At 65.5% G+C, this 22,413-nt stretch carries 16 protein-coding genes and 1 tRNA gene; 11 read left to right on the forward strand and 6 right to left on the reverse strand.

Translation table 11 applies throughout. The annotated features are described in order from the left end of the window. Positions 1 to 16 precede the first annotated feature (16 nt). From bla to AC58EF_RS06345, 4 genes are all read left to right on the forward strand, one after another. The gene (gene bla / locus AC58EF_RS06330; RefSeq protein WP_497275351.1) at positions 17 to 886 is read left to right on the forward strand and encodes a subclass B3 metallo-beta-lactamase; all 870 of its coding nucleotides are present in this window, start codon (positions 17 to 19) and stop codon (positions 884 to 886) included. Between the two features lie 75 nt (positions 887 to 961). Further along, entirely contained in the window at positions 962 to 1,795 is an 834-nt protein-coding gene (locus AC58EF_RS06335) for an ImuA family protein (RefSeq protein ID WP_497275353.1), read from the forward strand. Next, positions 1,680 to 3,275 (forward strand): Y-family DNA polymerase, encoded by a 1,596-nt coding sequence (locus AC58EF_RS06340; protein ID WP_497275437.1) that lies wholly within the window; start codon positions 1,680 to 1,682, stop codon positions 3,273 to 3,275. The genes AC58EF_RS06335 and AC58EF_RS06340 overlap by 116 nt, the downstream gene beginning before the upstream one ends. Further along, the gene (locus AC58EF_RS06345; RefSeq protein ID WP_497275354.1) at positions 3,272 to 6,748 is read left to right on the forward strand and encodes an error-prone DNA polymerase; all 3,477 of its coding nucleotides are present in this window, start codon (positions 3,272 to 3,274) and stop codon (positions 6,746 to 6,748) included. Before AC58EF_RS06340 ends, AC58EF_RS06345 begins: the two co-directional genes overlap by 4 nt. Positions 6,749 to 6,831: 83 nt before the next feature. Here the strand turns inward: AC58EF_RS06345 and AC58EF_RS06350 are convergent, their stop codons facing one another. The 4 genes from AC58EF_RS06350 to AC58EF_RS06365 all read right to left on the reverse strand — a co-directional run bounded on the left by AC58EF_RS06350 (position 6,832) and on the right by AC58EF_RS06365 (position 14,764). After that, positions 6,832 to 7,485: a hypothetical protein gene (locus AC58EF_RS06350; protein WP_497275355.1), complete on the reverse strand. Its 654-nt coding sequence runs from the start codon at positions 7,483 to 7,485 to the stop codon at positions 6,832 to 6,834. A gap of 109 nt (positions 7,486 to 7,594) precedes the next feature. Further along, positions 7,595 to 8,266 (reverse strand): hypothetical protein, encoded by a 672-nt coding sequence (locus AC58EF_RS06355; RefSeq protein ID WP_497275356.1) that lies wholly within the window; start codon positions 8,264 to 8,266, stop codon positions 7,595 to 7,597. Between the two features lie 160 nt (positions 8,267 to 8,426). After that, entirely contained in the window at positions 8,427 to 12,650 is a 4,224-nt protein-coding gene (locus tag AC58EF_RS06360; protein ID WP_497275357.1) for a translocation/assembly module TamB domain-containing protein, read from the reverse strand. Further along, positions 12,650 to 14,764, reverse strand: coding sequence for an autotransporter assembly complex protein TamA (locus AC58EF_RS06365; RefSeq protein WP_497275358.1), 2,115 nt, complete (start codon positions 14,762 to 14,764; stop codon positions 12,650 to 12,652). Before AC58EF_RS06365 ends, AC58EF_RS06360 begins: the two co-directional genes overlap by 1 nt. A 140-nt stretch (positions 14,765 to 14,904) precedes the next feature. Here AC58EF_RS06365 and recJ point away from each other — a divergent pair, with 140 nt between their 5' ends. Then, a complete protein-coding gene (gene recJ, locus AC58EF_RS06370) occupies positions 14,905 to 16,671 on the forward strand; it encodes a single-stranded-DNA-specific exonuclease RecJ (protein WP_497275359.1) in 1,767 nt (588 codons plus the stop codon). A gap of 157 nt (positions 16,672 to 16,828) precedes the next feature. After that, positions 16,829 to 16,903, forward strand: a tRNA-Glu gene (locus tag AC58EF_RS06375). On the opposite strand, the gene AC58EF_RS06380 is transcribed toward AC58EF_RS06375, so the two are convergent. Further along, on the reverse strand, positions 16,898 to 17,437 hold the full coding sequence (locus AC58EF_RS06380) for an Arm DNA-binding domain-containing protein (RefSeq protein ID WP_497275360.1): 540 nt from the start codon (positions 17,435 to 17,437) through the stop codon (positions 16,898 to 16,900). The genes AC58EF_RS06375 and AC58EF_RS06380 overlap by 6 nt on opposite strands. A 370-nt stretch (positions 17,438 to 17,807) precedes the next feature. On the opposite strand from AC58EF_RS06380, the gene AC58EF_RS06385 reads away from it, so the two are divergent. Beyond that, positions 17,808 to 19,016 (forward strand): tyrosine-type recombinase/integrase, encoded by a 1,209-nt coding sequence (locus AC58EF_RS06385; RefSeq protein WP_497275361.1) that lies wholly within the window; start codon positions 17,808 to 17,810, stop codon positions 19,014 to 19,016. Between the two features lie 9 nt (positions 19,017 to 19,025). On the opposite strand, the gene AC58EF_RS06390 is transcribed toward AC58EF_RS06385, so the two are convergent. After that, the gene (locus AC58EF_RS06390; protein ID WP_497275362.1) at positions 19,026 to 19,238 is read right to left on the reverse strand and encodes a helix-turn-helix transcriptional regulator; all 213 of its coding nucleotides are present in this window, start codon (positions 19,236 to 19,238) and stop codon (positions 19,026 to 19,028) included. A 326-nt stretch (positions 19,239 to 19,564) separates the two neighbouring features. On the opposite strand from AC58EF_RS06390, the gene AC58EF_RS06395 reads away from it, so the two are divergent. From AC58EF_RS06395 to AC58EF_RS06410, 4 genes are all read left to right on the forward strand, one after another. Then, complete coding sequence (locus AC58EF_RS06395) at positions 19,565 to 19,984, forward strand: type II toxin-antitoxin system RelE/ParE family toxin (protein WP_497275363.1); 420 nt, start codon at positions 19,565 to 19,567, stop codon at positions 19,982 to 19,984. Beyond that, entirely contained in the window at positions 19,968 to 20,300 is a 333-nt protein-coding gene (locus AC58EF_RS06400) for a helix-turn-helix domain-containing protein (RefSeq protein WP_497275364.1), read from the forward strand. The genes AC58EF_RS06395 and AC58EF_RS06400 overlap by 17 nt, the downstream gene beginning before the upstream one ends. Before the next feature lie 208 nt (positions 20,301 to 20,508). Beyond that, on the forward strand, positions 20,509 to 21,417 hold the full coding sequence (locus AC58EF_RS06405) for a LysR family transcriptional regulator (protein WP_497275365.1): 909 nt from the start codon (positions 20,509 to 20,511) through the stop codon (positions 21,415 to 21,417). A 389-nt stretch (positions 21,418 to 21,806) separates the two neighbouring features. Continuing rightward, positions 21,807 to 22,364: an NADPH-dependent FMN reductase gene (locus AC58EF_RS06410; protein WP_497275367.1), complete on the forward strand. Its 558-nt coding sequence runs from the start codon at positions 21,807 to 21,809 to the stop codon at positions 22,362 to 22,364. Positions 22,365 to 22,413: the final 49 nt, after the last annotated feature.

Consider the following 22,413-nt stretch of genomic DNA (forward strand, 5'->3'; position numbering starts at 1 on the left):
CATGCGGAAAAGGACCATGTTGGTCATAAGCCTGGCTGGGATGATGGCGGTGGGGGCGGGTAAACCTGACGACCCACGGATGCGCCCGGTCGTGCCCGATTATGCCAAGCGCTGGCTGGAGCCTCAGCCGCTCACGCGCTTCTATGGGACGACCTATCTGGTCGGTTTTGATGCGCTGAACGTGGCGCTGATCCGCACCAGCGCGGGGCTGATCCTGATCGACGGCGGAGTGCCGCAGGGGGTGCCGGATATCGAGGCGAAGATCCGCCGGCTCGGTCTTTCGATCAGGCAGGTGAAGCTGATCTTCAGCACCGAACCCCATTATGACCATGCCGGCGGCATTGCCGCGCTGGCGCGGGACAGCGGCGCGACGGTGATCGCCAGCGCGCCCGCTGCCCCCGTGCTGCGGCAGGGCGGCGGCGACCCCGACGATCCGCAGGCGGCCTGGCTAGAGCGCTTCCCCGGCGTGGCGAGAGTGCGCGCGGTGCGCGACGGGGAGGTGATCCGGCTGGGCGATGTCGCCGTCATCGCTCATGCGACGCCGGGCCATACGCTGGGCAGCATGAGCTGGAGCTGGAAGAGTTGCGAGGACAAGGCGTGCAAGACGATCGTCTTCGCCTCCAGCCTCAATCCGATGGCGGCCGATGGCTGGCGCTTCGCCGATCCGGCGCACCGGCGTTTCGTCGATGCGTTTCGCGGCACCTTCGCGCGGGTGAAGGCGATGCGCTGCGACATGCTGATCACCGCCCATCCGGGCGATGACGATGCCGACCGGCTGGCGAAACTGGCGAGGGCGCGCACGCCCAATCCTTTCGCCGATCCGGGCGCCTGCCGCCGCTATGCAATGGGCGCGGAGGCAGCGCTGGAGAAGAAACTGAAGGAATGAAAGGCGCGGGCGTGCAGGCCTGCATTGACTCGCGCTGTTCCTGTGGGTGATAAGAACATAACAGGAACAAATGTCATGAGCGAGTCGCTGCACAGCCTCGCCGCCTTGAAGCGGCATATCGCATCGTTGGACCGCGCGCCAGCGTCGCAGCCCCGCGCACGCTTCGCCAGCGGGCATGTCGGGCTGGACGCGGCGCTGGGCGGCGGGCTGGCGCGCGGACGGGTGCATGAGCTGTTCGGGGACAGCGCGGACGCGGCGGCTGCGGCCGGCCTGTCGCTGCTCTGGAGCCGACAGGCGAGCGGCGATGCGCCCTTGCTGTGGCTGCGCACGGTCGCGGCGGGGAAGGCGGGCGGCCATCCCTATGGGCCGGGACTTGCCGCTTTGGGCATCGATCCCGACCGGCTGTTGCTCGGCATCATGCCGGATGAGGCGATGCTGCTGCGCGCGGCGGTGGATGCGCTGCGCTGCCCGGCGCTGGGTGCCCTGCTGATCGAATTGCGGGGGCGGGCGCCCCTGCTCGACCTCACTGCCAGCCGGCGGCTGGCGCTGGCGGCGGAAGGATCGGGCGTCACCGCCCTGGTGCTGCGGATCGATGCGGAGCCGGTGCCGAGCGCGGCGGAAACGCGCTGGCGCGTGGCCGCGGCGCCCTCCGTGCCGCTGCCCGGCAATGCGCCGGGGCTGACCAGCTTCGCCCTCACCCTGCTGCGCCGCCGGGCAGGGACGGACGGGCAGGTTTGGCGGCTGATGTGGGACAAAGAGCGGGGGATATTCGGAGACGCGGGCGATGAACGCCATGATGAGGAACAGCGAAGCGGCGACGGCGGTGCGGCGCTATCTGGCGCTCAGCTTCCCCTTCCTGCCGATCGACCGGCTGCGGATCATGCGGCCCGATCTGTGGGGCGGGGGTGAGGGGCCGGCGATCGTCGTCGAAGCGGTGCGCGGCGCGATGCGGCTTGCGGCGGTCGATGCCGACGGGCTGACGATCGGGCTGACGCCGGGCATGACCCTGGCCGACGCGCGGGCGCGCGAGCCGAATCTGCGCGTCTTCGATGCCGATCCCCATGCCGATCAGGACTGGCTGGAGCGGCTGTGCGATGGCTGTGCGCGTTACACGCCCAATGCCGCGCCCGACGGGGCCGACGGGCTGATGCTCGACATCAGCGGTTGCGGCCATTTATGGGGCGGGGAGGAGGCGCTCGCCGCCGAGGCCGCCGCGCGGCTGGAGCGGCAGGGGCTGCGCGTGCGCCACGCCATCGCGGCCAGCCCGGAGGCGGCCCATGCGCTCGCCCGCTTCCCGGTGCCGCCCGCGCCCGACGAGGAAGCGGCAGTGCGCCGCCTGCCGGTGGAGGCGCTGGGGCTGGAGGGCGAAAGCGCGGTGGCGCTGCGCCGGGCGGGGCTGCGCACGGTGGGCGACCTTGCCGCCCTGCCCGCCGCCACGCTCGCCGCGCGCTTTGGCGAGGAAGCGGTCGATGCGCTGCACGCGCTGCTGGGCCTGGGCCATCGGCCGCTTGCGCCCCGTCGCCCCCGCCCCGCCGTCCGCATCGACCGCCGTTTCGCCGAGCCGCTGGGCAGCACTGCCTTTGCGCTCAAGATCCTCGAAGAGATGGCGGCCGAGGCGGGCGCGCGGCTGGCCGAGCGAGGCGAGGGCGGACGCCGGTTCGAGGCGGTCTTCTTTCGCAGCGACGGCCTTGCCTTCCCGCTCCGGGTGGAAACCAGCCTGCCGGTGCGCGACGCGCCCGCGATCCTGCGGCTGATGCGCGAGCGGATCGATGCGCTGTCCGATCCGATCGATCCGGGCTTCGGCTTCGATATGCTGCGTCTCACCGTGCCGCAGGCGGAACGGCTGGCGCCGACGCAACTGGCGCTGGAGGGAGGCGAGGCGAAGCGCGAGGACAGTGCCGCCGCGTTGATCGATCGCCTGTCGATCCGCGCCGGGCGGGCGCGCATCCAGCGGCTTGCCGCCCGCGACAGCCATATCCCTGAACAGGCGCAGCTTGCCCTGCCGGCGGTGGAAAGCCGCGCGCCGGGGAATTGGCCAAAAAACTGGGACGCGGAGGGCGAGCCGGGCGATCCGCCGATGCGTCCGCTCCATCTGTTCGATCCGCCCCAGCCGATCGAGGTGGTGGCGCAGGTGCCCGACGGGCCGCCGCACCGCTTCCGCTGGCGCCGCACGCTGCACGACATCATCCGCTATGAGGGGCCGGAACGGATCGCGCCCGAATGGTGGAAGGCGAAGGATGGCAGACTCGAGGGCGACAGCATCGGCCGCACGCGCGATTATTACCGGATCGAGGATGCGCGCGGGCGGCGCTACTGGATCTTCCGCCACGGGCTTTACGGCGAAGAGGCGGCGCATCCGGGCTGGTATATCCACGGCCTGTTCGCATGAGCGGCCATCCGCAAGCCGCGCCGCCCTTTGCCGAACTGGTCGCGGCGACCAACTTCTCCTTCCTGCGCGGCGCGTCGCATGGCGCCGACATGGTGGCACGGGCGATCGAACTTGACCTCACCGGTATCGGCATTGCCGACCGCAACACGGTGGCGGGGGTGGTGCGGGCCTGGAAGGCACGTCGCGATGCGCCGGGAAAGGCGCGGGAAAAATTGCTCGACGAGAAGAAGGAAAGAGGCGAACCGCTCACCCTGACTCCGGCGGAGGAAGCATCCTGCCGGATCGACTTGCGGGTCGTGGCGGGCGCGCGGCTGGTGTTCAGCGACGGGACGCCGGATGTCGTCGCCTATCCGCGCACGCGCCATGGATGGGGGCGGCTGACCCGGTTGCTGACGCGCGGCAATATGCGCGCCGTCAAGGGCGACTGCATCCTGTATTTCGACGACCTGCTCGATCATCTGGACGATCTGCTGCTGATCGTGCTGCCGGTCGCCAGCGGGGCTGAGGCGGAGGCGCACCGCGATCCGCTGGATTTCCCCTTCGAGGATCAGGAGGCGGATAAGCCCCTCTCGCATCTGTCGCTGGTGCCGCCGCTTCCCCCCCGGACGGTCGAGGAACTGCTGTTGCGCCTCAGGACCCGCGCGGAGGGCGGCGTCTGGCTCGGCATCGGCCAGGGCTATGGGGGAAAGGATCGGCGTGTCGCCACCCAACTGGCGGCGATGGCGCGTCGGATCGGCATCCCTCTGCTGGCGACCAATGATGTGCTCTATGCCACGCCGGGGGAGCGGCCCCTGCACGACATCCTCACCTGCATCCGCCATGGCGTGACGATCGGGCAGGCCGGTCGCCGTCTGGAGGCTCATGCCGAACGCCATCTGAAGGCGCCGGCGGAGATGGCGCGGCTCCATGCCCATTGGCCCGACGCGATTCAGGAAAGCGTTCGCTTCCTTTCCCTCATCGACTTCGACCTGTCCCAGCTACGCTATGAATATCCGCATGAGCCGGTGCGGGAAGGGTGGGCGCCGCAGGACTGGCTGGCGCATCTGGTCTGGGACGCGGCGCATGATCGCTATGGCCCGGACCTGCCGCCGGGCCTGCGCGAACGGGTGGAGGAGGAACTGGGCTTCATCGCCGATCGCAACTATGCCTATTATTTCCTGACCGTCCATGATGTGGTGACGTTCGCGCGGCAGCAGGAACCGCCGATATTGTGCCAGGGGCGCGGATCGGCCGCCAATTCCGCCGTCTGCTTCCTGCTGGGCGTCACCTCCATCGATCCGACCCATCATGATTTGCTGTTTTCGCGCTTCATTTCCGCCGACCGCAACGAACCGCCCGATATCGACGTCGATTTCGAGCATGAGCGGCGCGAGGAGGTGATGCAATATATCTATCGCCGCTATGGCCGCCATCGCGCCGGCATCGCCGCGACGGTCATCCATTATCGATCGCGCAGCGCGGTGCGGGAAGTGGCGCGGGCGCTGGGCCTGAGCGAGGATATTCCCGCGCGGATCGCGGGCACTGTCTGGGGCAGCTATTCCAGCGATCTGGGCAACAAGCGGATCGACGAAGCGGGGTTCGACCTTGGCAATCCGCAGATCGTCCAGTTGCAGACGCTGGTGGGGCAGTTGCTCGTCGCCCCCTTCCCCCGGCATTTGTCGCAGCATGTTGGCGGCTTCGTGCTGACGCAGGACCGGCTGGACGAAACCGTTCCGATCCATCACGCCGCCATGGCCGACCGTAGTTTCATCGAATGGGACAAGGACGATATCGACGCGCTCGGCCTGATGAAGGTCGATGTGCTGGCGCTTGGCATGTTGACCTGCATCCGCAAGGCGTTCGACCTGATGCGCGCCAATGGGCTGGGGGATCACCAGCTGATGGTGGACCTCGAATCCGAGGATGAAGATGTCTACGACATGCTGTGCAAGGGCGACAGTATCGGCGTGTTCCAGGTGGAAAGCCGGGCCCAGATCAACATGCTGCCGCGCCTCAAGCCGCGCACTCTCTACGACCTGACGGTGCAGGTCGCGATCGTGCGGCCGGGACCGATCGAGGGCGACATGGTGCATCCCTATCTGCGCCGGCGCTGCGGCGAGGAGAAGATCAGCTATCCCTCGCCCAGTCCCGACCATGGCCCGGCCGATGAACTGGAGCAATTGCTGGGCAAGACCTTCGGCGTGCCCCTGTTTCAGGAACAGGCGATGAAGCTGGCGATCACGGCGGCGGATTTTTCCGATTCCGAAGCCAACCAGTTGCGCCGGGCGATGGCGACCTTCCGCAATGTCGGCACCATCCATCATTTCCGCGAGAAGATGATCAGCGGCATGACCCGGCGCGGCTATACGGAGGAATTCGCCGCGCGCTGCTTCAAGCAGATCGAGGGGTTCGGCAGCTATGGCTTTCCCGAAAGCCATGCTTTGTCCTTCGCGCGGCTGGTCTATGTGTCGGCCTGGATCAAATGCCATCAGCCGGCGGTCTTCGCCTGCGCGCTGCTCAATGCGCAGCCCATGGGTTTTTACGCCCCCGCGCAACTGGTCCGTGACGCGCGCGAGCATGGTGTGAGCGTCCATGATGTCGATGTGAATATGAGCCTGTGGGACAATGGGCTGGAGCCGCTGCTACGATCGCGGCGGAGCAACCGGGGCGAGGGGCAGGGACGGGCATTGGCGTTGCGGCTGGGCTTCCGCCAGATTGACGGGTTTCGTGAAGCCTGGGCGGCGCAACTGGTGGCAGCGCGGGCCGAAGGCGGACTGTTCACCGGCATCGAGGATCTGGCGCGGCGGGCCGGGCTGCCGGCGCGGGCGCTGCGGCTGCTGGCCGATGCCGACGCCTGCCGCTCGCTGGGGCAGGACCGGCGCACGGCCTTGTGGGAGGCGCGGCGCACGCCCTCGGACGAACTGCCGCTCTTCGCGGCGGCGCGGATGCGGGGCGGGGAGGCGCGCGAACTGGGCGCGGAGCCGGACGCGGCCCTGCCCGCCATGCCGCTCGCCGAGCAGGTGGCGACCGACTATGCGGTGACGCGCCTGTCCTTGAAGGGCCATCCGATGCAGTTCCTGCGTCCCGTCTTCGCGGCCGAGGGCGTGCTGCGCTGCGCGCAGGCGAGCGCGGCGAAGAATGGCGCGCGGGTGAAGGTGGCGGGCGTGGTGCTGGTGCGGCAGCGGCCGGGCAAGGGCAATGCGGTCTTCATCACCATCGAGGATGAGACGGGCATCACCAACATCCTGCTGTGGGCGCGGCTGTTCGAAATGCAGCGCCGCCCGGTGATGGCCAGCAGCCTGATGCTGGTGGAGGGGGAGATACAGCGCAGCAAGGAAGGCGTCGTCCACCTGATGGCGACCCGCGTGCATGACCGGACGGCGGAAATGAACCGGCTGATGCAGCCGGAAGCCCGCGACTCCCGGCCCCATCCGCGCACCGCCAGCCACCCGCGCAATGTGCGAATATTGCCGGGATCGCGCGATTTTCATTGAGTTTCGACCATTTTTAGCCGTTCGCTGATGATTTACGCCACTCTAATAGCAGCCGTTCCCCCAGCACCAACCTAGCAACTATCTCAACGTGCGACCTTCGCGCCGCACCGCTTACCGGCTGCCGCTGCCACCAAATCAACGGCGCTGATGCCTCGTGATGCCGTAATGATTCCGTTCTTATCAAGTTGTCCCCAGCTGTATTCAGCAGCAGATGGGGGATCGACATCGGGGGGTGTCACCAACCACCATGCATCCTTCGTCCTGTAATGGATTGGCCGCATTAAGGTTTCGTAGTTCGAAGGCGTAAAACCATCTTCTGTATATGATTTATCGAGTGGCGATGCTATCGGCCACACGAGCATCCCTCTACGGTCATAAACGAGCTGATAATTCAATTCTTGCAGAGAATATTTCCCGTCACGTTCCATCTTTAGAAAAAGTAGGAATTGCTTAATGGCGGAGTTGAACCGGGTATGCAGTGACGTTCGAACATCGATATCAGAGGACTTGATTGATCCAGCAATCACCTGTTTGACTGCGAACCGAATTGAAACGGGCGATCTGATAATAATTTCGTCAGGCTCGCTCTCTACCGGCTGCCACCGATAGCGAGGGCTTGTCGCAATTAAAGCGACGTCGAAACATGACTTATCGGCTTCGACGGTTTCGGCACTCGCTGACGATATAGCTGTCACCGTCAATACAAGTGCCAAGCTATAGGTCCAAATTTTCGACATGCTGCTGAGAAGCCACGACGGCTTAACGTCGTCAAGATCGAAGTTTCACCCGAAGCCGGACAGTCCCCTACCCACCCCAAACAGACCGGACCGGCCATCGGCATCCTGCCTAATCCGCCAGTTTGCCAAAGGGCAGGAGTTTGCGCGCCAGCGCCGCCGCCTTCCTGCCGTCACTGGCGCGCAGGGCGGGCAGGATGGCGAGGGCGTTCCGCTTCATCAGCGTGTCGAGCGGCGTGGGCGTCGGGGCGGTCGCGGCGGCTTCGGCCCATTTGCGTGCCTCGGCGACATCGCCGTGATCCAGCCTGATCCGCATCATCGCTCCCAGTCCGGGATAGAAGGCGCGGTCACCGCCCAGCGCGACGGCGCGGTTCAGCGCCGCCTCACCCACCTGCGTCCGCGCGCCCAGCACGGTGCGGGCCATGAAGCCGCCCAATTGGGCGATGGCGTCGAGATGCCAGCCGGCGATCACCATCTGCGCTTCGGCGTCGCGCGGGTTTTTCGCGGCCAGCCCCTCGAATATCCCCAGCGAGGCCCGCGCGTCCGACCGACTGCGGGTCAGTTTGGCACGATAGCCGATGGCGATGCCGCGCTGGAGCGTCGCTTCATGATCGCCGGGACGGCCTGCCAATATCCGGTCGGACGCGGTGATCGCCTGCCCGATCAGCGCCAGCGCCTTGTCCTTGTCGGGCGCCTGGAATGCGGCGGCGGTCAGCAGCTCGCGCGGCGTGTCCGCCAGCGCCGCGGCCGGCCCCATGGCGAACAGGGCTGCCATGGCTGTCATCGTCGGGCGGTGGATCGGCACGCGGGGCTTTCTGTCTGGTCCGGCCGCCGGAACGGCTCGACGGCATGATGCCCGATGGCTGGGACATAGGCCAGCGCCGTCGATGCAAAATGCGTCATCCCAGGACATTATCACCGCATAGCGGCCCGTTCGCCGTCCCTCAATAATCCTTCGAATAGCGCAGGTTCGCCGACGATCCGGCGTTGGTGCCGGTCTTCGACAGCAGGCTGAGCGTCTTGGACAGGGCGATTTCCAGCTGGGTGGCGGTGAAGCCCTTGGAGTCGGTGATGACCTCCACATAGATATTGTTGGAGATATGCTGGCCGACCGCGAGGCTGGTGCCGCGCCCGGTCGCCTCGTCGCCGCCGACGATGCCGATCCGGTCGAGGCCCGACGCGCCCTGCAACTTGCCCATCGGGTTGAGGCCGCCGCTGCCGCCGCGCAGGCCGTTCAAGGCCGCCGCCAGCTGGATCGCCTGGGTCGCCGACAGGTTGGCGACATTGTCGCCGAACAGGATGCGGGCGAGAATTTCGTCCTGCGGCAGGGTCGGCGTGGAAATGAACGCGATGTCCGGTTGCTGCGCGCTACCCGTCACCTGGATGCCCGCCGTCACCGTGTCGATCCGGGTCTCCGCCTTGATCGCGAGAGTGGGATTCATCATCGGTCCGTTGAAGCTGATGACGCCCTGCGACAGATCGAACTGGTGGCCCGAGAAGCTGTAGCGGCCGCGGATCACTTCGATCTTGCCGACAACGCGCGGGGCGGCGGTGGTGCCGGTGACGCGCATATTGGTCTTCCATTCGGAATCGAGGCCCATGCCGGTCACATAGATTTCATTGTCGGCGCGGACCCTGATGTCCAGCTTCCAGTCGGCGGGCTTGGCGGCGACCTGACGCGCGGCAAGGCGCTGGTCGAGCGCGTCACCGCCTTCGCCCTTGCGGCGCACGCCGGTCAGCTGGCGGATATCGGTGCCGCCTTGCCAGGCGACGCGATAGCGGGTTTCGGGCAGCGACAGGTCGCCCTTGATCAGGCCGCCATTGGCCGCGCTGTTGCTGATGTTGAGCGTCCCGCTGACAACGCTGGTGATCGCTTCGCTGCGGGCGAGGCGGGCGCGGTTGAGCTTCACGGCAATGTCCATCGGGAAGCCGCTCGCCGCCGCCAGCCCGACATTGCCCGACGCCTGCACCGTACCGTCGCCGGCCCGGCCGGAGAAATCGCGAATTTCCAGATGATCGTTGGTGAAGCGGCCATCCAGCTTCATCTGGGTGACGCGGGTGCCGAACGTCTCATTCTCGTAAGTGAGCGCATTGGCGCGCACCACGCCATTGAGGCGCGGGTCGCTGAGCCGTCCGCTGAAGTCGGCGGCGACGGCAAGGCCGCCGGTCAGTTGCTGGTCGGCCAGCCCCGCAAAGGAGAAAAGGACATCGGCCGGCCCGGCATAGCGGATGCCGCCGCCCAGCGGGGCGTTCTGCAACTGTTCCGACCATGTCGCCCCCGCGCCCGGAGGCGCCAGCGTGGCGACGAAGCGGCCGAGCGTGGCGTTGCCTTCGCGGATCAGGCCGCGCAGGTCGCCGCCGGCCGAAGACAGCTTGCCCTCGACATTCATCGATACCGGATCGGACACGGCGGTCAGGCTGGAGCGGCGGAAATCGCTGATGGCGAGGCGCGTGGTCGCGGTCGGGAAGGCGCTGCCCTGTTGCCGATAATCCAGCGTGCCGGTCGCGCGGCCGCCGATGCCGAGGCCCGGCGAAGCGATATTGGCGATGGCGAGGTCGAAATCCTTGAACCGCGCCTGCGCCGTGGTCGTGTCGCCGAAGCGGCCGGCAAGGTCGACCTTCCCTTGCGGCAGCACCAGCGTCGCGGGTTCGAGGCGATAGCCGCCCTGCTCGATACGGATGATGGCGGGCTGGGCCAGCTTGAAGTCGATATTGGCCGCCTTGCCCTGCAACGCCACAGCGTAGAGATCGGGGCGCAGCGCCGCATTGGCGGCGATCGAGAAGGGCACGCCGCTGGAGCCGTCGGCGACCAGTTGGGCGCGGCCGCGCCCGCCCTGATAGTCGAGCCGCGCGCGCGCCTTGCGCACCACATAGTCGCCATAGGCGGCGTTGGCGATCTGGGCGTCGGCCCTGATCTGCGGCTGATCGGCCAGCAGCATGGATGCGGTCACGATCGCCCGGCCGATCACGATATCGGCCTCGCCCGGCAGCTTGGCGTTGCTGGCGGTGGCGTTGACGTCGATCCCCTGCACCTTGCCCACCGCCGCCAGCCGGATCGCGCCGGTGATGCCGGAGCCGTTCATCGCGAGCTGCCCGGCGAAGGGACCGGCGGCGCTCTGCTGGATGCGGCCGTTCATGTCGACCCCGGCGAAGCGCGCCTTGGTGACGTCGATGGTCAGCGGCCCCTTGGCGGTGCGGATCAGCACATTGGCGAAGAAGGGACCATAGGGGGAGCCACCCGTGGCTTCCAATCGGTATCCCGCCGCCTCGCCATTCAGCTTCGCGACGACATCGGTCAGTTGCACGCCGACATTGGGCCGCGCCGCGCGCAGCACCGCCTGCGGCCGCTCCATCGTGCCGCGCACGGTCAGCGCCAGCGGACCATATTGTTTCGAGGACGCCGTCGCGTCGAATGCGACCTGCCCGTCCGTGTCATAGCTGCCCGATCCCGAATGGATGGTGAAGTTGGGCGCCGCGCCCTTCAGCCCGGCGAGGGTGAACTTGCCCTCCGGCGTCATGCCGATGCGGCCGGACATGACCGCATTGCCGCCCAGGAAGTCGCGGACTGAGGCGTTCTCCCAGCGCGATGTCCGCACCCCGAACCGTCCGCCCAGGCCGAAGCCGCCCCTGGGACCGGGGATCAGTTCGACATCGGTGTTGAGATTGACGATGCCGACGCCGTCGATCTTGTAATCGTTGACCCGACCTTTCAGCGCGCCGCGATAGATGGCGTTGTCGAGGTCGGCCAGCACGATCGCGGTGGCGTCGATCTTGTCGCTGTCGATCTTGAGATTGTCGCTGATCAGCTTGCCCGCGGCATAGGCGAAGTCGCCCTTCACCCGCAGATTCTGGAGCAGGCCGCCCGCCGCTGCATTGAGGCCCGTCACCCGGGTCGCGGTGGCGTTCACGGGGATGCGGATGCGATCGGCGTCGATTACTGCCCGGCCGCTGGCCTTGAGATTCTCGATGCCCGTCGCATCGAAGGCGATGCTCTTGGCGGTTATGTCATAATCGATGAAGGGCGTCGCCATCGGCCCGTCGAGAATGACGGAGGCGCGCACGTCGCGGCCCTTCACCTTCTCCATGATCGCGCCGGGGGTCAGCAGCGCGGCGTTGATGCGCAGCGCGCTGAACTGGCTCTTGCCCAGGTCGATCAGGCCCTGCGCATCGGCCGTCATCGCCGGCGAGCGCAGCGTGCCCTTGAGGTTCACGCGCCGTTCGTTGAGGCCCGCGAACAGGTCCACGTCCAGTTGCGGCGCGGTCAGGCGGTCAACGGCGCCGGCAAAAACCAGTCCGGGCCGCACCGGACCCTTGGCGGTGAAATTGCCGTCGCGCGCCGACAGCAGGATGTTCGCCAGCTCGCCCTTGGGCGAGGTCGCGACGATCTTGCCGTCCCAGGCCTGCCATGTGCCCTTGCCGTCCAGGGTCGCGGTCATACCATCGGTCAGGCCCGACATGGCGGCGATGACGCCGCCCTTGGGCGCGGTCAGCGTGCCGCTCATGGCGAGGCGATTCTGTTCGGGCACCGCGTCCAGCTTGGCCTGCAACCGATCCCCGCTGTCGACTACGGCGTCAGCGGACAGGATGGCGCGGCCGTCCGAGATATGGGTGACGCCATCAATCGCGATCTCGCGCTTCTGGCCGATCACTGGCTTGGCGAGGATGAACTTGCCGATCTTCATCCGGTCGACGTCGATGTCGAGGTCAGGCAGGATCGGGGCGTTAGGATCGCTTTCCGTCACGTTGAACTGCGGGCTGCGCGCCAGCACGACCAGCGGCGTTTCCAGCAGACTGACCGAGATATGATTGTTGATGTAGCGGAAGGGCCGCCAGACCACATGCACCTTCGGGCTGACCGCGAACACGCCCTTGGGGTCGCGCAGCACCAGGTCGCGGATCGTCATGTCGCTGTAGATCGATCCCTCGATCCGCCCGACCTCAATCTTCATGCCCGACTCCATCTGGAGCGCGGCGATCTGCCGGATCAGGAATCTCTTGCCCGGCTGGGTGTTGAGGCCGAGCAGCAGGCCCGCCACCAGCACAATCAGCGCGACGACGAGGCCAACGACGCCGATCGCGATCTTTCGCCACAACGGGCGCTTCTCGCGGATGACCACGGTTTCGCCAATCGCTTCGGAAGCGGGGGGAGGGGTGTCGTCCTGCGCCATCAGAAGGCCTGTCCGATGCCGATATAGAGCGCGAACTTGGATTCGCCCGGCTGGCGGTTGATCGGCATGGCGATGTCCGCGCGGAAGGGGCCGAAATTGGTGTAGAAGCGGCCGCCTATGCCGACGCCATAGCGCATGTCGGAGAATTTGGGCATCTGGCTTTCATAGACCTGGCCCGCATCGACGAAGGCGACGATGCCGTAATTGCCGAAGCGATAGCGGCCTTCGACCGCGAATTCATTGACCGACCGACCGCCCACGGGATCGTTGTTGACATCCTTCGGCCCCAGTTCCTGATAGCCGAAGCCGCGCACCGATCCGCCGCCGCCGGCATAGATGCGCCGCGACGGGGCGACATCGTCGCGGTCCACGCCGTTGATGGTGCCCAGCCGCGTGCGCGCCGCGATCACCAGGCTGTCGGACACCGGATAATAGCCGCTAAGGTCGAAGGTGCTGCGCACATAGGGCGAGAAATTGCCCTGCAACGATCCTTCGGGCGACACGCGCAAATTGGCGCGGAAGCCCCTGGTCGGGTTGAGCAGATCGTTGGAGCGATCATAGCCCACCTGCACCGGCAGCGCGCCGATGAAATAGGTGCGCCGGGTCTTGTCCGCCGTCAGCAGGTTGGTCACGACCTGCTCGTTGGTCAGCAGGATTTCGGCGCCATAGCTGTAGGTCCAGCGCTTCTGGAAGATCGGCGTCGACGCTCGCGACCAGCCGATGTTGATGCCCGCCGTATAGGCTTCATAGGCGTCGTAATTCTGGTGGTTGAGCGTGATGCCGGTCTGGAAGGTCTTGTCGCGCTTGCCCGCGTTGGAGCGGCGGAAGGTCGCCGACGCGCCCTGTTCCTGCGTGCCCGCGACTGCGCCCAGAATCAGCGCGCCTTCGGGCGGGAACATGTTGCGATGGGTCCATGTCCCCTCCGCGCGGAAGCCCTGACCGGTGCCATAGCCTGCTTCGCCCGCGATCGTGCGCGGCGGCCCTGCCTCCTGCTCGACATGCAGATCGACATATTCGGTGCCGTCCGGTCCGACCTCATTGGTGCGCACCGGATCGACGGCGACGCTGGAGAAGAGGCCGGTCGCGACCAGCGCCTTGCGCAGGTCGTCCACCTTGCGGCTGTCGTAGATCTGGCCAGGCTTGTAGCGGCGGATCACTTCCATATGATCGGCGCCGAAGGCCTGTTTCTCGCCGCTGGTGGTGATCTTGCGGAAGGTGCCGCGCGGGCCGACCTCCACGGGCAGCGTATAGGCGCCCGTCACCGTCGAGGGATCGAGGAGGATGTCGCGATCGCCGACCTTGGCGAAGGGATAGCCATTTTCGGGCAGCTTCAGCGCGACATTGGCCTCCGCCCCCTCGACATTGGCGGCGATGATATAGTCGCCGGTGTTGAGCGGCAGGCTGTCGCGGATCAGGTTCGGCGGCACGGTTGCGCCGGCATTCACCACGATATCGCCGATCTTGTAGCGCTTGCCCGGCGTCACCGAAACGACCGCTTTCAGCGTGCCGTCGCCCGCCTGGTCGAGACTGGCGAGCGCGGTCCCGTCATAATAGCCCTCCGAATGAAGCAGGCGGATGGCGAGCTTTTCATCCTCCTGCGCGCGCGCCTGCACCATGGCGGCGGTTTCGGCCTTGCCCTTGCCGTCGATCAGCGCGGATTCGGCGCGGAATGCGTCTTCCAGCCCGGTCTTGCCGAAACCCTCGATGCTGGTGGCGTAGCGGACATCGGGCAGCTTGGCGTTGGGGTCCTCGTTGGCTGCGGCGTTGGCGGGGACAGTGACGCTGTCGAGCGGCGGCAGCGGTTGGGCCAGTTCCCGTTCCTCGGCCGGGTCGGTCGCCGGGGGCAGTTCGGTAGGCGCGGTGGATTGGGCCGGCATCTGCTGATCGATCCAGCTGTCGATCGAGGGCAGTGGCGCATTGGGATCGCCGCCTTCGACCTTGGGCAGGCGCGCCTCGAACTGGTCGTCGGGCAGGATCGGTTCTTCGGCTTCCGATGGCGTAGAGACAGGGGGTGTCGTCGGCATAGCCGTCTGGGCCATCAGCGGCAGCGGAGAGGCTGTCATCAGCGCCACGGCCATTATGCGCCGGACATGATCTGCCTGCCGTCTGTTCATGAACCTTGCGCCGCCCCTTTCGCGCCGTGCATCCCACAGGCCCGGCAAAGAGGCAATACGCCCAACGGGTTGCGGCGGTTCCGCCAGCGATATGTTTTGCCCGCCTTTCCTCATGACTCGCGGACCGCTAAAGCCCTTTCATGACATTTGCGCTGAACATCTCGCGATCGATTTCGGGCCAGCCCTGGCGCTGGCGGGGCGGCGGGGCCGACACGCGCGATCCCGCCTATCTGCCCGACGATCTGGTGACGCAGCTGCTGCTGGCGCGCGGCTGCCCGCGCGAGGCGGTGGCGGCGCACCGCAATCCGACCATTCGCCAGTTCATGCCCGATCCCAGCCTGTTCCGCGACATGGACGCGGCGGCCGAGCGGCTGGCCGACGCGGTGCAGCGCGGCGAGGATGTGCGCATCTTCGGTGATTATGACGTCGACGGCGCGACCAGCGCGGCGCTGCTGATCCGGTTGCTCCGCGATCTCGGCCTTGCCGCCAGACCCTATATTCCTGATCGCCTGATGGAGGGCTATGGCCCCTCGGGCGAGGCGCTCGTGCGGCTGGCGGGCGAGGGGGCGACGCTGATCGTCACCGTCGACTGCGGCGCGCAGGCGTTCGAGGCGCTGGCCATGGCCAAGGCGACCGGCGTGGATGTGGTGGTGGTCGATCACCATAAATGCGCGACGCAACTGCCCGAGGCTTTCGCGCTGGTGAACCCCAACCGGCTGGACGAGAATGAGGGCGCGGCGGTGCACGGGCATCTGGCGGCGGTCGGCGTCGCCTTCCTGCTGGGCGCGGCGCTGGTGCGGCTGCTGCGCGCGCGCGGCTGGTTCGCGCAGCGCGCGGAACCGGCGCTCATGGAACTGCTCGACATCGTTGCATTGGGCACCGTGGCGGATGTGGCGCAGCTCAGGGGCCTCAACCGCGCCTTTGTGGCGCAGGGGCTGAAAGTCATGGCCAGGCGGCGCAATATCGGCCTTTCCGCCCTGATCGACGCCAGCCGCCTGACGCGGGCGCCGCTTTGCCATGATCTGGGCTTCGCGCTGGGGCCGCGCATCAATGCGGGCGGGCGCGTGGGGCAGGCCGATCTGGGCGTGCGGCTGCTGACCACCGATGACCCGGCCGAAGCGGCGCGCATCGCCGCGCAGCTCGACCAGTATAATGAGGAACGCCGCGCCATCGAGGCGACGGTCCAGGAACAGGCCGAGGCGTTGCTTGAGCGCCAGGGCAACCGCGCCGTGGCGGTGATCGCGGGCGAGGGATGGCACCCGGGTGTCATCGGCATCGTGGCTGGCCGGATCAAGGAAAAGGCGGGCCGCCCCGCCATCGTCATCGCCATCGACGAGGCGGGCATGGGCAAGGGGTCGGGCCGCTCCATCTCCGGCGTCGATCTGGGCGCGGCGGTGCTGGCGGCCAAGGATAGCGGCCTGCTGGTGGCCGGCGGCGGCCATGCCATGGCGGCGGGCCTCACCGTCGCGGCGGACCGGATCGACGCGCTCGCCGATTATCTGGACGGCCGATTGTCCACTTCGGTGTCCAGGGCGCGCGACGACCGGGCGCTGCTGATTGATGCGGTGCTGGCGCCGGCGGGCGTGAACCCGGATTTCGTCGCCGCGATCGAGCAGGGCGGTCCCTATGGCGCCGGCTGGCCCGCGCCGTTGATCGCCGCCGGGCCGATGCGCGTCATCAGGGCCGATATCGTCGGCAATGGCCATTTGCGCGCGATCATGAGCGGGGAGGATGGCCGTTCGATCAAGACGATCGCCTTCCGCCAGGCAGAAACCGACCTTGGTCAGGCGATATTGGGGGCGCCGCGCGACCGGAAGCTCTGGGTCGCGGGCAAGGCGAAGATTGACGACTGGGGCAGCCGTCCCGCCGCCGAACTGCATCTGGAGGACGCCGCCTGGGCGGATTGAAGGCGCGGATTCCTTCGATCTTGTAACGCACGGAAGGGATGTCGGGAAGAAATGGCTTCATTGCAATTTTATTGGGCAAAAGGGGTTGACCCTTTCCCCGTCCCCGCCTAATTGCGCCCTCGCTTCGCAGCGCTGCCCCACGGCGGCGCCCACGAACGGCCCCTTCGTCTAGCGGTTAGGACGCGGCCCTTTCACGGCTGAAACACGGGTTCGATTCCCGTAGGGGTCACCAAAATCCTCTCCCAGAGGGTTCCAGAAAGTGCCATAACTGGCTGATTTCTGCGGTTTTTTCGTGGCATAGGTATCCCATACGGAGCGGTCTTGGACCACCGGATACCACCGTCTTGATGGTATATCTGATGGTAGCGCGACCCTCCCCCAAAAGGAGATACGCTTTCATCGTGTTGATCCACTGATCGCCGTGCTTGGCATTGGCCCATTGGTCCTTATGGGTTTCATGACAGGCCGGAGCCGCTTCCCGAAAAGTGACATTCTCGGTCTTGGCTTTCTGTTTCTCGGCCACAAGGTCGCGTCCGTCCTCGCGGGTTGCCTTGTGGGCTTCGGCTGCCTTGGCTCGCGCCGCTGCCAGTGTCACTAGCTTGGCGCTGCCAAGGCCGATATCACGCCGTTTGCCCTCATGCTGGACACGCAGGAGCCAGCTTGCCCCTCCTGTGCGGCTTACTTTCAGGAAAAGTCCGTCGCCGTCACCATAGGTTCCCGGCTTTGTCAGCGTGGCTTTCACTTCATTGGCTGTCAGCTTGCCCATGGCAGTTCCCCACAAAATGAGATGGGGCTTCCCCACACTCGGAGATTTCCCCACAATTTAATGCGGCTGTAGGCAAATTTCAACGAACGGCAGCGGGCAGTCATGGCCATAAATCCCGCAGAAGTCTGCGGCTTTTGGCAACTGTCGGCGAACTTGGGTGGACGGTAAAATGGCGGAGCGGGAGGGTTCCGTACTGGTCAATTTATGACGTCTCCGTAGATTTCATATGATTTCACTAATACACTGAAAAATAGCAATTATAACGATGCGCATGTCTGACTCGGTATCTGGACATTTCGCTCCAACGCGCTCACAAAGTGGGACCGAAAGTGGGACCGAAGAGTTCGGCGGAGACGTTAGGCGGAGAGTTATGACGAAGCGGACGCTCAACAGGCTGACGGCCATTCAGGCGGCGAAGCTGAAGGCACCAGGTCGTCATTCTGACGGTGGTGGGCTTTACCTCTTTATCGATGATAGCGGACGGCGTCGCTGGATCTTCATGTACACTCGGGCCGGTAAACGCGTGGAACTGGGCCTTGGCAGCGGACGCGATCTGCCCTTGGCGACGGCGCGGATGGAAGCCGCAGCACTTCGGACAATCCTTGCAGAGGGTGGCGACCCGAAAGCCGAGCGCGCGAAGCTGCAAGGCATTCCAGACTTCGGCACATGCGCTGACGCCTATATCACCGCGATGACACCCTCCTGGCGCAACCCGAAGCATGTCGCGCAGTGGAAGATGACGCTCACGACCTATGCTGCTTCGATCCGACACAGACCGGTCGACGAGATCACCACGCAGGAGATACTGGGCGTGCTCGAGCCCTTGTGGAAACGCGCACCCGAGACCGCGGAGCGCCTGCTTGGGCGAATCGAGAATGTCCTCAATGCCGCAAAGGCGAAAGGGTATCGATGCGGCGAGAATCCCGCCACTTGGCGAGGGCATCTTGACCAGCTCTTACCTAAGCGCCAGCGATTGACGCGCGGCCACCATGCGGCACTCGCCTATGAGGCTGCCCCCGCGTTCATGTCCGAGCTTCGTCTGCGCGAAGCAACTGCAGCCCGGGCTCTCGAATTCACGATTTTGACTGCCGCCCGGTCCGGCGAAGTGCTCGGAATGCGCTGGGACGAGGTCGATCTCGACAAGCAGATCTGGGCGATTCCAGCTGCGCGTATGAAGATGGGCCGCGAACACCGCGTGCCACTTGCAAGCCGCGCCTGGGCAATCATTGAAGCGCAAGCCGAAACCACGGTGAACGGTTTCGTGTTCCCTAGCCCCAAGCCCGACAAACCCTTATCTCCCATGGCAATGGCAATGCTGCTCAGGCGCATGAAGGCAGGCATCACCGTTCACGGCTTTCGCTCGACCTTCCGCGATTGGGCATCGGAAACAACCGGCTTTTCCCATGAGGTATGCGAAATGGCGTTGGCGCACGCCATCGGAAACAAGGCCGAAGCCGCCTATCGGCGCGGCGACCTGTTTGAGAAGCGTCGCAAGCTCATGGATGCCTGGGCGGGCTATTGCGCCAGAAAGGCGGACGCTAAGGTCGTACCACTGCACAAAGGGAAGACAGCAGCCTGAGGCGCCATCCTATGCTCGATGCCCTGGCTCGTCGGCGCGATAGCCCGCAGGATCGGCGATCCAGCGGTTGACGGCGGATTCATGCCAGCCCGCGCCATGGACGCTGATCCGTACCTGACGCGGAAAGCTGCCTTCGCCGATCTTGCGGTAGAGGGTGGCACGCGAAAGTCCGGTGCGGTCGAGCACGGTCTTGAGACGGATGATCCTTTCAGCATTGGACATTGGGCATTCTTCCATCGTCTGGTGGTTGGTAAGCTCCCCTGAGAACAGAATTGATGGTCTCGATGCATCGCGCAAGAGTGCCGGAAACAGTGCCGGTGCGCTGTGGCGTATCCAGTCGTCCCATGTCGTCCGCAGTCGTGCGCTGACGAAGATGATATTTTTTCTCACACCGTCTCGACCCAAGCTGGTCGGCTTCGACCGGTCTCCATCGCGGCCATATGTTCCTCAGGGCGAGAAGAATCGCGGCGCTGGGCTTCGGGCTTTTCGCCTCGCAGAACACCATGCGTTGGAACGCACGTACCGCAGGCCATTGATCATAACACTATGTGTTATATATAACTCGAGAAGCAGGAGAGCCAGCCATCACGCGCATCTTCAAGAACGGCTGGTTTGAACGCTTCGCGCGCAAGGAGAAGCTGAGCGATTCGGCGCTTCGGGAAGCGGTGGCACGCGCAGAAAGCGGTTTGATCGATGCCGACCTCGGTGGCGGCGTCATCAAGCAGCGGGTCGCTCGGCCGGGCAAGGGCAAGTCGGGCGGCTATCGCACGCTGATCCTGTTTCGCCAGGGTGACCGCGCAATCTTCGCCTTCGGCTTCGCCAAGAGCGCGCAGGCGAACGTAACGAAGGCGGACCTGGCGCTGTTGAAGAACGCAGCGGCTGAGGCGCTGGGATGGAGCAATGAAAAACTGGACCGGCTGGCGGTGTCGGGTGGCTTGGTGGAGATCGAAGATGAGCAGGAAGACTGAGAGCAAGGGTTATCGCAGCGAGATTGCGGGCGCGATCCACGAGATGATGAGCGATGCCCATGATGGGGGCGTCGTGTCCCGCGCCACGCTGCGCACCTTCGACGAGGGATGCCTGACCCCGGCGCCAGCCCTGGCCGGCGAGGAGATTCGGCGCCTGCGCGAGCGCGAGCATGTTTCGCAGCCGGTGTTCGCTGCCTATCTCAATGTCTCGCGCAATCTCGTGTCCGATTGGGAGCGCGGCGTGAAGAAACCGGGCGGCCCAGCGCTACGTCTGCTCTCCATCATCCAGCGGAAAGGATTGCAGGCGGTGACATGAGATCTTGATACTAACTTTGCCATCGCCAAGCCGTCTAAAACTATCGAATGTCGGCTATGTCGGCGAGAGCGGTTGGCACTTTGCTATCATATCATGTCTATGAGCTGCACCTCTACCTTATTCCCCGGGGCGTAGCTTACAGAGAGCTGGCGCACGCCCATGAAAATGGCTAGCTGCACTTCTTCCGATTTCCTCGAGGACGAGCCGCATGCCTCTCTTCAGCCGGTCTGATCTCCCGGATCTGCACATCTTCGTGACAATCGTGCGCCGTCGGAGTTTCAAGCTTGCCGCGATCGAGCTGGGTGTGACAACCTCGGCACTCAGCCACGCGATGAAGAAGCTCGAGGATCGCATGGGTGTCCGGCTTCTGCACCGGACGAATCGAACGGTCATTCCCACACCCGTCGGCGAGAAGCTGGCCCAACGGCTGGAGCGCAGCTTCGATGCGATCGGCGATGCAATCGGCGAGGTAGAAAGCTATCGCCAGAACCCCGTGGGGCAGTTGCGCTTGAACGTGCCCAATGATGCGGCGCGGCTGCTGATCGGACCGGTCCTGCGCGCTTTCGCGATTGCTTGTCCGCAAGTGCAACTGGTGCTGGCGGTTGAGGACCGGCCGGTGGACGTCGTTGCGGAGGGCTTCGACGCGGGTATCCGCTATGGCGGCACCGTGCCGGAGGACATGGTGGCGATGGCGCTCACGCCGCCATTGCGCTGGGTCGTTGTCGGGTCGCCGGACTATCTCGAAAGGCACGGCCGTCCGGCACGGCCGGAGGATCTTCGCGACCACGCATGCGTCCGTGTCCATCTTGGCGACAATTCCATATTCAAATGGGAACTGGGCGACGGCGACGCGATGGTGCAGATCGATGTCCAGGGTTCGTTCGCAGTCAACGATACGGCGATGACGGTTGACGCCGCACTGAGCGGCGTGGGGTTGGGATATGTTCTTGAGCGGCGGGTATTGGCTGAAGTCGAGCGTGGCAAGCTCGAGATCGTTCTTCCCGACTGGGCGTCGACCGGCCCGCCCTTCTTTGCCTATTACGCCAGTCGCCGACAGACGGACCCGGGACTGCGCCAGTTGATCCATTTGATCAGGGCGCGCGAAGGCTTGGTCTAGCCCGCCGAGCTGCGGCCTTATTTTCGGGCGGCACTCACCGGGCCGTTGAGCCTCGTTCATGCTGCCACGGGTGGCGCTCCCCACAGCCGATCTCTATTTTCCTGTCATGGTTTTGCAGCTGGCACTTGTCGCATCTGACGAGCCTTCGCCGATCGTTTGCCTCTGCACGATGCGATCCGCTTATCCAACGAGATAGAAATGATGCTTTCAACCACGACGCTGCCCGTCCGCCGGCCCGACCGCACCGACATAAAGATCCCGAACAAGATTGATGCTGCGCGCCAGTGGCTCACGCCCCCGGATCTTGAGGAGATAGCCGAGGCTATCCGAAATGCCGGCCCGGGCAGCGGACCCACGCGTCCGCTGACCGACTTTGTTGGAAGCGCGCGATGAGCCAGCGGGCCGTTTTCCGTTTGCTGGGGATCGCCGGCAGTCTCCGCCGGGAGTCCAATTCCGCAGCTGTGCTGAGCGCGTTGCACGCCTCGCTTCCCGCCAGATTCGCCCTTGAGAAAGCGGACGTCCGCCTGCCGTTGTACGATGAGGATGAGGATGAGGATGGCCCGCGCTCGGCCGAGACGGTGGTCGCACTGCGCCGAGCTGTCGCGGAATGCGACGGCATCGTGCTCGTCACGCCGGAATATAATCACGGCATGCCCGGAGTGGTGAAGAACGCGCTCGACTGGTTGTCGCGCCCCTATGGGCAATCCGTCCTGATCGGCAAGCCGGCGCTGGTCATTTCTACTTCAGCCGCCTTTACCGGCGGCGTGCGGGCCCATGCGCAACTCAACGAAACCTTGCTCAGCGTCCAGGCGCGCGTCACGCCGGGGCCGCAGGTGGTGATCGGAAGCATCGCGGCAAAGGTGCGCGACGGCAAGCTGATGGATGAGGAAAGCCTCGCCTTCATCGTCGCTTCGGTGGAACGCATGACTGAGCCCGTTGGTGTCTAACGAGGCCGCCGAGCGCGCGTCTGCGCGTCATTGCTTTTTCGGGAAGACG

Source organism: Sphingobium sp. WR1, from assembly GCF_059693745.1.

Bases quoted from the DNA above. Each gene is read 5' to 3' on its own strand.
- bla (WP_497275351.1), top strand. From the start codon at position 17: ATGTTGGTCATAAGCCTGGCTGGGATGATGGCGGTGGGGGCGGGTAAA.
- AC58EF_RS06335 (WP_497275353.1), top strand. From the start codon at position 962: ATGAGCGAGTCGCTGCACAGCCTCGCCGCCTTGAAGCGGCATATCGCA.
- AC58EF_RS06340 (WP_497275437.1), top strand. From the start codon at position 1,680: ATGATGAGGAACAGCGAAGCGGCGACGGCGGTGCGGCGCTATCTGGCG.
- AC58EF_RS06345 (WP_497275354.1), top strand. From the start codon at position 3,272: ATGAGCGGCCATCCGCAAGCCGCGCCGCCCTTTGCCGAACTGGTCGCG.
- AC58EF_RS06350 (WP_497275355.1), bottom strand. From the start codon at position 7,485: ATGTCGAAAATTTGGACCTATAGCTTGGCACTTGTATTGACGGTGACA.
- AC58EF_RS06355 (WP_497275356.1), bottom strand. From the start codon at position 8,266: ATGACAGCCATGGCAGCCCTGTTCGCCATGGGGCCGGCCGCGGCGCTG.
- AC58EF_RS06360 (WP_497275357.1), bottom strand. From the start codon at position 12,650: ATGGCGCAGGACGACACCCCTCCCCCCGCTTCCGAAGCGATTGGCGAA.
- AC58EF_RS06365 (WP_497275358.1), bottom strand. From the start codon at position 14,764: ATGAACAGACGGCAGGCAGATCATGTCCGGCGCATAATGGCCGTGGCG.
- recJ (WP_497275359.1), top strand. From the start codon at position 14,905: ATGACATTTGCGCTGAACATCTCGCGATCGATTTCGGGCCAGCCCTGG.
- AC58EF_RS06380 (WP_497275360.1), bottom strand. From the start codon at position 17,437: ATGGGCAAGCTGACAGCCAATGAAGTGAAAGCCACGCTGACAAAGCCG.
- AC58EF_RS06385 (WP_497275361.1), top strand. From the start codon at position 17,808: ATGACGAAGCGGACGCTCAACAGGCTGACGGCCATTCAGGCGGCGAAG.
- AC58EF_RS06390 (WP_497275362.1), bottom strand. From the start codon at position 19,238: ATGTCCAATGCTGAAAGGATCATCCGTCTCAAGACCGTGCTCGACCGC.
- AC58EF_RS06400 (WP_497275364.1), top strand. From the start codon at position 19,968: ATGAGCAGGAAGACTGAGAGCAAGGGTTATCGCAGCGAGATTGCGGGC.
- AC58EF_RS06405 (WP_497275365.1), top strand. From the start codon at position 20,509: ATGCCTCTCTTCAGCCGGTCTGATCTCCCGGATCTGCACATCTTCGTG.
- AC58EF_RS06410 (WP_497275367.1), top strand. From the start codon at position 21,807: ATGAGCCAGCGGGCCGTTTTCCGTTTGCTGGGGATCGCCGGCAGTCTC.